The sequence below is a fragment of the Marinifilum breve genome (assembly GCF_003202155.1).
Classification (GTDB): Bacteria; Bacteroidota; Bacteroidia; order Bacteroidales; family Marinifilaceae; genus Marinifilum; species Marinifilum breve.
The window spans coordinates 535,003-549,158 of the sequence record NZ_QFLI01000001.1; the positions used below are offsets into that span (position 1 = coordinate 535,003).

Sequence of the window (14,156 nt, forward strand, 5' to 3'; positions counted from 1 at the left end):
AAAGTGCGCTGCTTTTTTTATACCAATTTGGAATTATTCAGGAACATTCTTCTCCTTCTCCAAAAATGGCAAATCCACAAAATACCTTTTAGGATTCTTTATATCAATCAATACAGTGATATTCTCTTTTCCGATAAAATGAGATGGATCAAACCAAATATTTTCACTTACAAACAAATGTTCTTCCGAGTCTGAAGGATTTGTCCACAAAGCCATAATTTGATAAGGGTGCTTATCATTTACAGAATAGGATTCATTAAGCTCTGTCCATAAATAATCGGGGGTAATTCTTAGGCCATTTCGTTTCAAATATTTTTCAATGTACTGCTTTCTTTTCTCAGAATAGATCAGCAAGAAACCAATGGTAAAAAATATAGCTCCAAAAAGTCCTGAAACACTTGCCAATCCCCAGATATGAAAAAAACCATTCACCCTTGCCTCTTCAGGTGCTTCCGGATCATAAATAATCTCCACCCGCTCACCTACATCGTAACTTGCCGGACTACTACTTATGGAGGAGACAAATTCCACTAGTCTCCCATGCTCATCGAAAAAGCAAATGCAAGGTGCATATGTAGTTGAACTACTCGTTGTACTACTTGATCGCACCGATACCAGCTCAACAACCTCGCCTTCGGTTTTAATCGATGCTTTTACAAAAGCATATCTGTTCATACTAACAATAAATGATCCTGTTAGGACAATAAGCCCTACTATAGCAAAGAAATACTTTACAGTTTTTGGTATACCCATATGTTATTTAATTTCTAGTTTTTCAATCAGCATTTCCAAATGCTGCTTTAATTTAGGCGAACGTGTTTTGCGGCGACTAATAATAAAACTGTGGTATTGCGGATAGTTTGCCACTATGGTAAACAGTGGAATTTGATCCGCAATTTTTAGTTTGACGATGCTTTCAGAAATATCTCTTTCCTGGGCAAATTTGGCCAACAAATCATACTCCTGTTCTTTATGCAGATAATTTAAGATGCCATCGGTATCAATTTCAGCTTGTAATAAAGTTTTGTAGTAATCCTTAGGCTCCAATCCTGAAACTTGCTCCAATAATTCCATCGAAATTAGGGAAAGCACTTTTAGCATTCTGGTTTTGTCTTCCCTCGAAAACAAGTCTGCAATAGCATAAAAATCAAAATCATTATAATTACTTGCTGTCACACTAATAGAAGTACTGTATCGCACTACAGTTTCAATCACATCAAATTCAAGTTCGCCTCGTAGATATTTCACTACCTGATCATACACATACCAACGGAAATCCATATTATCAAAAACCCTCAATTCTTCCACAAACTCTTTCGGGCAATTTTCATCTACCATGATTAAATGAGTTTGAGTGCTGTAATAGCTGTCTTTTGCAAATCCATTTTTGATGTGTGCCAATAATTCGTGACCAAACAAGATGTCTAGCTCTTCTCCTTTTTTCTCTAATAAAAGATAGCCCCAACCTTTTTTGTCACGCACAAAGCTTTCCGATTCATTTGAGCTGCATTCCAATTGGATTCCTGTATCAATATTATAAACTGCATCCATTAATTCAGGTGTATTTGCTGCTGCTTCCCATCGAATATATTTGGTATAGATTTTCTCTTGTTTCAGCCTGTTATGGATATAAATTGCAGGATCGTCAATCACATAGCTTCCCAGCATATAGCGGCGAAGTTTTTCAATAAACATCTCCATTGTTTGCTCTTTATACTCCTGGTAATGATTCAACCTTTTAGCATTTCTCAATGCCTTCAATTGCATACGATAGGTCATGTTTTTATAGGCCTGCAATAAATCAGGACTGGCTGCATTATCTAGAATTTGATACATCATATCCATAAATTCCGATTCGCGTAATTCAGGATTTCTAGTCAGATAATACAATCGTAAAGACCAATAAGCGATTTGTGGTGCTCCTTTGACCAATAACTTACTGGCAATGCTTTCTAAATCTTCATAGTATTCCAGTTCACCATTTTCTAAATGATAGTTAAATGGTACTAGAGCCATTTTTAATGGCGCAATGCTGTAAAAGAATTTTTCAACTCGTTCGAAGGCTTGTTTGTTTTTGTGTATTGCGCAACCTTTGGCAATTTCGGCAAAAACCAACAAACTCATCATTGCCCCTTTTCTTTCGGCTATTATATTATAATCTTCTTGTGTATCTGAAATACAAAACTGACTTACTGGTAAATTCTTAGCAGCAAAATCTGGACTTGTAGGTTGTACTTCAAAGTGTTTGATTGGGCTAAACTCCCCTGTAATGATATAATCGCGGAAGCTTATCCACTCGTAATATTTATGGCAATATTCTATTTCGTGATCATGAAGTGAATCTCTTTCTTCCAATCTCTCAACATACTCTTTTCCCACGGTCTGAAAACCATCATGAAGATTGTAAATCAAACAATCCAAGGCAATGGCATCGATAAACTCCATGGCTTTATCATTAACGGAGTTGAATCTGCCTTTCGATAAATTGTCGAGATACAAATACATAGAAACGCAAAGAGCATCTTCAGAGGCAATAAAGGGTTTGGTAGACATCATTTTATCTTTCCCAAAATTATCTCTTGCCTTCTGTTGATCCCACATTTCTTCGGTAAGCACAGCTTCTGCTTTCTCTCCATGTTCCTCAACCAACTGTGCAATTCGCTCCAATTTCCCTTTGCTTACCGCAGATTTGTACTGACTCAATTGCTGAAGAGTATCAATTAATTCCTCTTTCCAAGGAAGTGGATAACGTTTTGTAAGCTCCAATTTTGAGGTACGCCTGAAACCATCACTAATGATTTTCTTGTATCGAATTGGTAATTTCTTTGCTCCGAGGAAGCGATACATTACATCGGTAAATCGTATTAAACGTTCGTAATGAAAGTCATCAGAAACTTTTTCCTCTTTCCAGGCTTTAAATAGACTATGAGTCCAATCTTCAAGCATGGTTCTGACTTCCTCTTCTTCAAAAATCAACTGATCTTTCAGGATTTGCTTCAGAGGTTTACAGTTTTCGTTGATGATAGTGAAAAGTGACTCCTCTTTTATTTGATCTAAAACTTCCGGATGTTCATTCTGAGCAATGTATTTCCAAATTTCCTTGCCATCATCAAAATTCTCACAAAAGAATTCGTCCCAAATTTTTACAATGTGGGCTTCGCTTTCTTCTTCTATACCATCATCTTCACTTTCGCTAATATCTTCAGCAAAACTGGCAAAAGGAATTAACTCATCAGCCCATTCGTTTAGCTCCACCTGGGCAACATCTTCAAGCCAAATTTCGCTCATGTAGTCGTCAATATCAAAGTCATCATCCCAATAATCAACCGGGTTTAGACTGACCATCATCTCGAATCCCATTTGGAAAATATAAGTTTCGACAGTAATTTCTGCGTCAAAACTATCATATCCATCCAATAAAGGAAGGGAACCTAATCTTTCCTTGAAGAATTCTTTAAACTGATTTTGATTCTCTTTGGATGCTCTCAAATGTTTCAAAAGCGGGAAATGATCTCTCACCTCCATATTCTCAGAAGGGCCATCCCAATCGTCGTAACCCAATGCCATCATACGGGCACGAATATTGTCGCAATAGCAGAACGATTTGATGGTATGCTCGTTTAATCCTTGAGTGATTACCCAAGCTGCATATCCCCAAATTGCATACCCCATATGCTCATCGTCCCAATTTGGAACCATAAAACTTGCCAGCAACACACCATGTTCAGGGTAAGCACAAGCAAAAAGCTGCAAAGGCTCCAGCCCAAAACAGGTTTCATTGCTTATCCACATTTTACTGGAATCATTGCACTTACGAGCGTAGTTCACAATTGCTTCACAGGCGGTTTTAATCTCATCATGCAAATCATCATACTGAAGCGCATGCATAAAAAAGAGGGTTTCGGTAAAAAGAATATCCTTTAGGTTTGGATTCTCATCCTTATCCTCTTTGTAGCTATCGCTGATCTCGTTTAAAAAAGTGGTAACTGACTCATTATTTTCAAAGTCGGTCGCATATACCTCTTTCTGTGCACATTCAAAATGCGCAACGATATAGTCATCTTCAAAAGCTTCGCCACTTTCCAGCAGGCGAGCATATTCCTGCAATCCTGCCCTTATGGATTCAACATCACCGGGCGTATATTTGATTAAATATTTTGCTTCGAATTCTTCTAATATCATTACAAATTAATTTTCTTAAAGTACAATTGGTTTTAACAGTGCTACCCCAATTCTAAGGGAATATCAGACAATTAGGTTGGCGTTTATTCTTATATCTGAAAGTATCCCATTTGCTGATAAATGATATATAGGATATTAAAAACAACCAGTATAAAGCCTATTATTTTTAGCTTTTTATCTTTAAGCGCAAAAGGAATCATGATAAAACTTAACTCCCTAAGCATCCACATAACTATTTGAACATTCTTTAATGGCGAATCGAACCAATTATAATAGACCAGTCTGTGTACAAAACTGAATAAAGTGGTGGCAAATACAACACCTATAAATCCAATAATCAATTTATCAGTGCACTTCGTAGCAGACTCTTTGCTCTTTTCCTCTCTCAGAATCTGACCACAATTTTTACAGTATTTGGCCTGGTCGCTATTCTCTATATTACATTTTCTACAATTCATTGTCCTAGTTTTTTTAATTGATTTCTACAACTATTGTTTTGGCTGCCTTATCTCCCAATCGCTTCCCATCATTGGATGCAAGCAACACAATCGGCTCGATGAATGATCCTACCAATGGCACAAAATTTAGCAGAAGCATCACACCATTTCGACCAAAGGATTTTTTATAAGAGCAAACTTTATTGCTTTCTTCCTGTATCACTTGCAGATCCATAGCTTTCTTGCCCCAACTTTGACCTTTTCCCATGCCATCCTTTAACAGGAAATAGAGTATGGGCAATAGATATAGTGCTGCAGCAAAGCACCACAATACAAGTCCGCGGTCGTATGCCCCATGATTAATTGCCTGAGTACCCGTAATCATACAGAAGATAGACGGCAACATAAACCCAGTACCAATAAGACCATCCAAAAGAGAGGCTACAAATCGCTTTTTCAACGAGGCTGGAGCCTGCACATTATTATCTTGTAACACTCTTCCATTTGCAAAATCATTACCGACACAATTGGCTACTTTTCCTCCATCTTCGGGGCAATACTTCACATCTTGCTCATATGATTTTCCACACTTCGTACAACGAAAGGAAAGTTCACTCTTGTCTATTAATCGATTGCCATCTTTTTCACAAAAAAAGTCTCCTCTCTCATATTGAGTCAAACAGAGCGGGCAAAGCGGATGATCAATCAATTCAAAGGCCAAATTCGATTTACATTGTTCGCAAAAAGCACTTCCCGATGGGTTCACCGAACCACATTTTGGACATTCTATCATTATCTTATGTATTATTAATGTATTACTTACACAATGCTGTGGTAATATTTCTGCACTTTACAAGCAGACAGCAAAATTATATAGGGGAAGAAAATTAAGTATATGTTAATTTTTGGGGATGCAAATATAGAAATATTATACTCATGCCAAATGGAACACCTGTATTTTTATACAAACAACAATTAATGGCCGAAAATCAATAGTAGACAGGAAATGACAAATGACTGCCTTTATGCAAATGCATCAATAACTATGCATACAGGTGTTTGGTACAGCACAAATACACTCGTTAGGTCGGATAGTGACACACAGGCGATCGGTACCTGTGCACCTAAGCAAATATTTTAATACTTAAACTACCAGGATTACGAAGCACTGCTGCTATTCAGGTGAAGGTAGATTGAACATTAGCTCGGTGCAGAGCACCTTAATATTCGTAGAACAAATCATCAAATATAGAGGTACAGAGTACCCTTATCTGGTTTATTAAAAATTTAAACACTTTCAGAAAAAAAGCTCCAATATGAATTGGAGCCTTTTATTTTATTTCGACTCTTCGTAGATTGGAAGTCTAATTTTAAAACTTGTGCCATTACCCACATGGCTTTCCACCTTTATTTCACCATTGTGCTTGTCTGCAATTTCTTTCGAAAGAAGTAAACCATATCCCGACCCCATTTCTCCTGAAGTGCCAAGACTAGATTGAGGATGCTCTTTATCGAACAAATTATTCAACTGATTTGCATCCATTCCCACTCCTGTATCCGTAATATCAATCTCAATCATATTACCTATAACCCTTGTTTGTACGGTAACAAATCCTTGTTGGCGCGAAAACTTAATTGCATTGCTTAGAATATTTCGAATCATCGTAGCAATTAAATCTTTGGTACCAAAAGTAGATTTGGCTTCTCCAAAGATTTGCACCAACTGTATCTTCTTTAAAGCTGCAGTAGGCTGAACAATTTGCAACACCTCTGAAATTAGCTTGTGTACATCTATTTTCTCTAAGGTCGATTCAGCTTGCTTTTCCAGATCTCGTGCATACACTAGTAAATTATCTAATAGCTCCAGGTTTTTGGTAGAAATATTGCAAATCAACTCAGCATACTTTTGAGATGATTTGTCTTCACTCGCCTCCAGATTTTCAAGCAATAATTTCGAAAAACCAATCAACGAATTGAAAGGACTTCTTAAATCATGACCAATGATGGAGAAAATCTTATCCTTAGCAAGCATTAATTCATGAATTTGCTTATGCTGGATTTGCAATAAGGAATGCGTAGATACCTTTGAAAGCAACTCTTCCAACTGAAAAGGTTTTGTGATTACATCCCTACACCCTACTTTAAAAGCTTTCGAGATATTCTCCTGATCGGTTTTCTCAGCCATAAAAATAACAGGAGTATTGCTGTTTAAATCGCTCACTCTTATTTTTTCAGCAAAAGCAAAACCATCACGCGGCATTCTAATATCGATTAACAAAAGGTCAAACTCGATTTCATTACACAATTCATATGTTTCCTCGTATGAACCAGACGTGCGCACAAAATAGTTTGAATCCTCAAAAAAACTTGAAATTAGATTTAGGTTTTCAGGTTTATCATCAACTACCAGGAGTTTGATAACGTTTAGTGTATTCATTTTAGATCTTTAGTTCGTAGAAAAAGTCTTCCAAATTTATATTATTTTCCAACATATACAGTTTCAATTTTGTATCTGATTCAACAGTATGTCTAAGAAACCATTCTTTTAGAAATTCATGAAATCCTTCAAAATTACAATTTTTAAACTTTGCAAGGTTAAATTTTTCCAACAATTCAAAATGTTCAATTTGATGCTCCTTAAAGGCAGGATAATTCATTCTACGCATAGCATTTTCCTCACTAATAAAATGAAACTCTGCATACTTTTCTATTTCATTCATAATTCTATACAACTCTTCATCTGAACGCTTTAAATTGATTTCATACTTAAAAGAATTCAATAACTCTATAAAGATTTTATGTTCGAAGTCTATTCTCGCAATACCTGTCTCAAAATCGGAATGCCATTGTATGATTCCATCTAACTCTCTACTTCCCATACTCTTATGTTTTAATGTTAGTATAATGTTGCCTAACAAACACCTTGCAACTTGTGGTAACTCCCAACAATTAACCAGTTCGCACATTGGGTATTGGCGTTATCACTAAAATAAGAAATTATGTGTAAGAATCCCCCATTTATAATCAATAATTACATTACCATATCATAACATTCTCTTTATCAAGATTAGAAGTCATACATTCAGTCATAAAACACCCCATACAAAACATGTTTGTATGGGGTAAAATATATTAGATTGTAAGTAATAAACTACGACTCACTTGTTGAAGCTTCGCTAACAGCTTCTTCTTCGTTAGTTTCTTTCTCTTCTTTTTTTGGTTTACGAGCATCTACAACTGCATTGTACTTTGGAATCACACTATTTACCTGATTAATAATGGTAGAATATGTCTGATCATCACTAATTGTGGCAAAAGCTTCAATTCGAGTTGTCAACACTCTGTAGGATTCAATCATTTGATTACGAATATCAATAATTTTCACATCTGTTTGCTCAGCATCTTCCTTAACACGATCTAGATAATCCGAATTAAATTTAGCGTTGGCTACCTCTAATTCATTGGCCCAAGCTGTAAGAGACAATTTGCTTAGAGCATTTATCAAAACATTTTCACTTTTCCATTCTTGTAATATAGAATCGATTGTTGCCGTTTCGCCCTGATAATTTTGCTTTGCAATACGTGAACCATATTTATTTAAAGAATTAAGTAATACAGTAGCTGCCATTACATATTCAGCATCGAAGTGATTACAAAAACCTTCAACTACTGCTTGAATACCATTTATGGCTTTATCACGACGTGCATCGTCCACTTCTAACAATTTGGTGATCTCACTTCCCCTATCAGGCATATACAATGCCGTCATAGCTGATAATAAGGATGCAAAAGAATCTGATTGCACTTTCACCTTCAAAGTTTCCAAATCATAACCAGTAAGTATTTCAAGAAAATTCTTATTATACTGGATAAATTCATTGTGTCTTAGTTGTCTTAATTGTATGGATTTAAAATTCATAATATGGTAGTTTAGATGATTTTCACCCATGAAGTTATTTAATTTATAGATAACAAACAATTAATTTCATAATTTTTACGAATCGTAAAATAAAATACGAAAAACTCTTTTATAAAAACTTCATTTAATTGGCACCATGCATTTCATAATTAAATATTCCTTAAAAGCAGATAAACATTAGTGGATAAAGAACCGTTATTTATCTCCTCCCACGGGCGAGAGTAAAATAATGCTATGTTATAAGCTTGCTCCCAAAAGGAGGAAGAAAATAACACCATAGTATCGATATTCTTGTTCTTGATTTGAAGAAATAGTAAAGATTGAAGTATAGCTATACTAATAGTTGTCGTGTACCCATTGTAATTTGAGATGTCTTCCTAACAGTACCAAGGGAAGTAGTTAACTTACACAAAAGCTAACTTTCTTATTTTTATTGATAATTAATTAGCCTGAAAGACAATACTGTATGTGATTTATGATTAAATTTATATGTGCTGATAAAAATTGATGGAGCATTGATACTCTTGCAAAAACACAGGAGCATATTTTATCAAAATCAGCACACAAACCAAAGATTTTAAACAACTTACAAAATACAACAGATAAGGTATATAAAGTGCAATGCACTTTATACATACGTTAGGCACAAGCTAAAAACAAGACCCTGATGACAGTAATTGAAAAGTTTTGTAGGATTCTAAGAGATAGGTCAGAAGAAAATAAAAGTTCTTTTTCTGTTTTGTATAAAAATAAGCTATACGGAAATTGTTTTTCAGTTCTGAGACAAGAATTAGATTCAATGGTTAGAGTGATTTACCTAATAAATATTCCCGATATCTCACAAAGAGAATTACTAGTAAATAAAACACTAAATGGTGAAAAATGGACATTTATTAATCATAACAATAAAGTTCAAACAATAACTGACAGAGATATGGTTAACCTAGCAAGCCAATTAAGGGGATGGACTCAAAATGTTTATAAATTTGGTTGCGCATTTATTCACTTGTCTAATTTTCATAGTTACCTAACAGAAGACCCATTTAGTTCTTTAACTGATTCGGAAAAAGAAGATATTGTAAATCAATTAAATAATTATCACTTTGCAGGCTTGACGAAAGATTCGAAAATGAATGATATAATACCTTACTTACCGAACGTAATGGATAAAATAACAGCGAATTTCGAATATGACATTTGCAAGCTTGAAAATAATGAGGATAATAATTTTTAATAATGAAACAGATAAAGGCTAAAATAAAATATCTCCTTTCTTTCTTTAAATCTGAATGGGATTTTGAGGATTACCCACTTGAAACTTGGGAAAACTTGAGCGCCGAACAGGAAGATATAAGGTTTGGAGCTAGCTTTACAAATTGGACATTGTTTGTGGCTCATGGAGATTCAGTTTCTAATGCAATCGAAAATTTAAAAAAGAATCTTATTGAATATCGTAAAGAAAACCAACTTCCAAGACCAGGAAGCATTGTGCCAATACAATATACTGAATCAAATAAAATCGAAATATATGAAGAAATTGCAATTGACTTTTTTAATACGATAATTGGCATTAACTATTTTGATTGCTTTATTTCAGACATGAGTAGTCTTTCTGACTTTGAATTAGATAATGAAGAAACAATTGAAAAGATTAAAACTGAATATGGAATAGTTCCTGAAGAGGACTTACTCCTTGCTGATATATTTGAACAAATTAGTAACAAAGCCAGTGCCTAACAATGTATAAAAATAATAGCCGAGATAGTAGTAAATTTAAGGGTTGTAACCCGCTTCAACTTTCTTGTATTTTGACAGGAAAGTGCCACGCAATCGGCTACTATTCTTATACTCACCGTTACCTGTAATTACAAAGAATAGAACGCAATGAAAATGAGGAATGCAACTTTTGAAAAAATGAAAGGAGAATATCCTGAAATATTATATAAATATCGATCATGGAGCGACCCTTTTCACAAAAAAGTTATTACCCATCGTGAATTGTTCTATTCTGCACCTTCTTGGTTTGAAGATCCGAAAGATTGTAGATCAATGGTTAGATATGATTTGCTAACGCAACAAGAAAGAATCAAGTGGATCGAATTTAAACTTCGCCAAGAAGAACCAGGTAAATCTAGGAACTATTACAGAGCCAGGTCAAGAGAATTATTTAAAACATCTGTACTGTCCAATGATAAGCAAACAAAGGAATTTCAAGATAATACATTTAAAGAGTATGATACTCGTACAGGTGTGTTAAGCCTAACAGGTAATCCGAACAATGATGAAATGTGGGAGAAATACAGTGATAATGCAAAGGGCTTTTGCATGGGTTATGATCCTCTAATATTATTTAATCAATTGGGCGGTGGTGGAAAAGTCGAATATGTTGACGAATTACCTAAAATTATGCCTGAACCAATTCATAGTCGAGATCTTCAAATGATATATCAACTTTATTATAAAGAAGAGAAATGGTCATTTGAGGAAGAGTACAGAACTCATACGTTTAGACCAAAGCCAATGACAAATGAGGATCGAACAATAATTGTACCTGCTGAAGCCTTTAAGGAATTGATTCTTGGGAAAGAAATGACTAAAGAGTTTAAAAATGATCTAATAAATAATATTCCAGAAGAACTAAAGGGGATTAAAATCATAGAAAAGTAACAAAAGTTAAAATTAAAGGGCGTTGATGCCCAACAAGATAATGTAACAAAAACAATAAACGCTAGCAGGAGTTATTCATACATAAGCAAAAATAAAATTAATTGTTATGAAAAAAATTGTTGTATTATTGATTTCTATTATCCTTTTCAGTTGCAATAAGGAGGATGATAATTGTAAGCCAGAGACAGAGGCTGAAGTAGTATATGACGGATATGCAGTTCTTTTAACTCAAGAGGAAGTAGATGAATTTAGTGCAGCAGGATATACAAAAATAACTGGAGGTTTGACTATTGGCCAAAACAGCGAGGCAAAATCACCAATAAAAGACCTATCAGGTTTATCTAAATTGAATTCTATTGGAGGCTGGCTTACGATAGCTAACAACCCAGTCTTATTAAATTTGGAAGGATTAGAGGGATTAAAGAGAGTTGAAGGAAATGTACACATAATTGATAACAACTCACTTAGCACGATGAAAGGGCTGGACAATTTAATGATGATTAGTATAAGCCTTAAGATAAGTAAAAATAGTAAGCTTAAAAATCTTGATGGTTTAGAAAGTCTTATTGTAATAGGTCAGGATCTAGAATTGCTTCATAATTATGAACTAGACAATGTTATGGGCTTAAGTGGGCTTAGTTCAATAGGTGGCAAAATGTATTTTTCAATGAACTCATCACTTTCCACTCTTCATGGATTAAATAATCTTATACACATTGGAGATAAATTAGAAATTCTCAATAATTCGGATGGTTCTTTAACGAGCATTAGTGGCTTAAGAAATTTAACAACGGATTTATTAGAAATAGAAATAATAGGAACTGAACTGTCTGATTTTGATGGACTAAACTCTTTAACCAGTGTATCTTCTCTGAATATACAAAACAATAGTAAGCTTAAAAGTTTTAATGGTTTAAATGGGATTTTTCAGATAAGAAATAATTTCACAATTCATAATTGTGCAATTAAAAACTTACATGGTCTTGAAAGACTGAATGCGGTACATGGTATTATAACAATTCAATATAATTCTAATCTTGAGAATATTGATGCACTTGCCAATTTCACAGGAACATTTACCAATAAAGTCAACATAAACAACAATCCCGCTTTAAATGATTTTTGTGGATTAAATCTTTTATCAAATAACTTTAATGGTGAGTTTATTATTGTAGATAATGCCTATAATCCAAGTATTGCAGATATTATAGATGGTAATTGCAGTCAATAGACTTTCACTAAAAAAATTTAATTAAAGGGAAGTGATGCTCCCCTGCTAGCACACAAACCAAAGGTTTTAAACAATATACTCCAGCTGTAAATCGAACAAAAAAACTAAACAAAATGAAAGCGAAATCTATTCTAATTTTACTATTAATTGTAGCATCTTTTAAATGTTATTCTCAAAACGACAATGAGCTTAGAATTTATTACGGATTTGTAGATAGTGAACTATTAAGGAATGGAGATTTGGCCGGTAGTGGTGGTTACGATAATAATAACTCTTATGAATTTGGGCTTAAATATCTAAGGAAATTATCTAACAAACTATCACTCGAAACTGGAATTAACTTTTTAAATGCCAAAGTTAAAATAACACCTGCTTTTACAGGAACACCTGTTAATTCGAGACAAGAAGACTTGAAATTAGTTTCTATTCCTATTTATGCAAATTATTCCATTGGAAAGTATTTTTATATTAACGGTGGTCCAATTTTAGACTTTCAAAGCGGAGAAGAAAGTTTTGATTCTCAATCTGGAATAGGATATGGAATAGGGATTGGAGGAAAATACAAATTCGATAACTTTATAATTTACGTGAATCCGAATTTTAAAAAGCATTCATTTATTCCATTTGAAAAAGAAAATTATCACCAAAAATTGACACAATTTGGAATCCAAATAGGATTAGGTTATGAATTCTAAAATCTACAGCTAACACTATATATAAATCATAGCCACCAACGGCAGGCTAAGTTTCATATACGTAGCCGTTATAGCATTTTTAAAATAATAAAAAATGGAATCATGAATCGAATCTACTGTTATGCATTTACTTTGTCCATATTAATGGTGCTTTTATCCTACGATAAAAAAGAGGTAGAAACAGAACTGATTAGTAATTGTGAAATAACAACCGAATATTTCGGAACATTCATATTAAAAGTTTTCTCGAAGAACGAAGAAAGACAAATAAAAAAAGAAAATATTTGTTGGAATAATGAGTATCCTATCCAAATAGGTTCTGGTGGATTGGGAAATTGTGGCATTGGCTATGAGGATGAATTAAATCCTTATTTGAGCTCTACAATAAATATTTCTGAATATGATATATCAAAACCTGAATCCAATTCTATAATTAGGTCTATGGAAATAGAATTTCTTTCTGTTTGTAATGATTACAGTACACAAGAATCTTTTTATAATTTAATTCAAAATGGTAATTACAAGTTTGCTTCAAGCCGAAGAGATTTTGGCAAATTCATTGTTAGCTACACTGCCCAAGGTAAAACCTTTCGTTCTGTAGATGTTGACAACAATAAAATGCAGGTTAGTATATCTGATACTGAATATATAAAACCCAAATTTAATACAGAACCTAATGGGAACAATGGACTTCCTGCATCGACTAAAGCAACACTCACATTTAGTTGCTTACTTAAAAATTCAGATGGGGAATTTGTAGAAATTAAAAATGCTAAAATTAGAGGTAAATTTTTCCGCCAATCTCCGTGGGGTTATTATTGGGACGATTGGGGGAAAGGGTGGGATGAATAACATGCCATAACAACTAAGCTAAAAGTAATGTAAAATTCAGTGGGTCATTCAACCACAGTTTCCCTGCTAGCAGGGAAATACATTGATTAAGAGTATGGAGAAACCTTTAATTAAATATCACAATAGACTAAGAAATAGCTTAACAGTTATCTATTGGGGCATCATTTGGTTTT

General features: G+C 34.0%; 13 protein-coding genes. 6 read left to right on the forward strand and 7 right to left on the reverse strand.

Going from position 1 to position 14,156, the window contains the following annotated elements; translation table 11 throughout:
• Positions 1 to 33 precede the first annotated feature (33 nt).
• From DF185_RS02165 to DF185_RS02195, 7 genes are all read right to left on the reverse strand, one after another.
• Positions 34 to 753, reverse strand: coding sequence for a DUF3592 domain-containing protein (locus tag DF185_RS02165; protein WP_110359077.1), 720 nt, complete (start codon positions 751 to 753; stop codon positions 34 to 36).
• Between the two features lie 3 nt (positions 754 to 756).
• Positions 757 to 4,182: a hypothetical protein gene (locus tag DF185_RS02170; protein ID WP_110359078.1), complete on the reverse strand. Its 3,426-nt coding sequence runs from the start codon at positions 4,180 to 4,182 to the stop codon at positions 757 to 759.
• An 89-nt stretch (positions 4,183 to 4,271) separates the two neighbouring features.
• Entirely contained in the window at positions 4,272 to 4,640 is a 369-nt protein-coding gene (locus tag DF185_RS02175) for a zinc ribbon domain-containing protein (RefSeq protein WP_110359079.1), read from the reverse strand.
• 13 nt (positions 4,641 to 4,653) lie between these two features.
• Positions 4,654 to 5,412, reverse strand: a complete 759-nt coding sequence (locus DF185_RS02180; RefSeq protein ID WP_110359080.1) for an RDD family protein — start codon at positions 5,410 to 5,412, stop codon at positions 4,654 to 4,656.
• 543 nt (positions 5,413 to 5,955) lie between these two features.
• A complete protein-coding gene (locus DF185_RS02185; RefSeq protein ID WP_110359081.1) occupies positions 5,956 to 7,056 on the reverse strand; it encodes a hybrid sensor histidine kinase/response regulator in 1,101 nt (366 codons plus the stop codon).
• A gap of 1 nt (position 7,057) precedes the next feature.
• The gene (locus tag DF185_RS02190; protein ID WP_165835913.1) at positions 7,058 to 7,498 is read right to left on the reverse strand and encodes a bacteriohemerythrin; all 441 of its coding nucleotides are present in this window, start codon (positions 7,496 to 7,498) and stop codon (positions 7,058 to 7,060) included.
• Positions 7,499 to 7,770: 272 nt separating this feature from the next.
• A complete protein-coding gene (locus DF185_RS02195; protein ID WP_133249934.1) occupies positions 7,771 to 8,538 on the reverse strand; it encodes a DUF6261 family protein in 768 nt (255 codons plus the stop codon).
• Between the two features lie 667 nt (positions 8,539 to 9,205).
• Here DF185_RS02195 and DF185_RS02200 point away from each other — a divergent pair.
• The 6 genes from DF185_RS02200 (at position 9,206) to DF185_RS02225 (ending at position 13,983) form a co-directional block, all read left to right on the forward strand.
• A complete protein-coding gene (locus tag DF185_RS02200) occupies positions 9,206 to 9,772 on the forward strand; it encodes a hypothetical protein (RefSeq protein WP_110359084.1) in 567 nt (188 codons plus the stop codon).
• A 2-nt stretch (positions 9,773 to 9,774) separates the two neighbouring features.
• The gene (locus DF185_RS02205) at positions 9,775 to 10,275 is read left to right on the forward strand and encodes a hypothetical protein (protein ID WP_110359085.1); all 501 of its coding nucleotides are present in this window, start codon (positions 9,775 to 9,777) and stop codon (positions 10,273 to 10,275) included.
• A gap of 147 nt (positions 10,276 to 10,422) precedes the next feature.
• Positions 10,423 to 11,205 (forward strand): DUF2971 domain-containing protein, encoded by a 783-nt coding sequence (locus DF185_RS02210; RefSeq protein WP_110359086.1) that lies wholly within the window; start codon positions 10,423 to 10,425, stop codon positions 11,203 to 11,205.
• Between the two features lie 106 nt (positions 11,206 to 11,311).
• On the forward strand, positions 11,312 to 12,436 hold the full coding sequence (locus tag DF185_RS02215; RefSeq protein WP_110359087.1) for a hypothetical protein: 1,125 nt from the start codon (positions 11,312 to 11,314) through the stop codon (positions 12,434 to 12,436).
• 113 nt (positions 12,437 to 12,549) lie between these two features.
• Positions 12,550 to 13,131 (forward strand): outer membrane beta-barrel protein, encoded by a 582-nt coding sequence (locus DF185_RS02220; RefSeq protein ID WP_110359088.1) that lies wholly within the window; start codon positions 12,550 to 12,552, stop codon positions 13,129 to 13,131.
• 102 nt (positions 13,132 to 13,233) lie between these two features.
• A complete protein-coding gene (locus DF185_RS02225) occupies positions 13,234 to 13,983 on the forward strand; it encodes a hypothetical protein (RefSeq protein ID WP_110359089.1) in 750 nt (249 codons plus the stop codon).
• Positions 13,984 to 14,156: the final 173 nt, after the last annotated feature.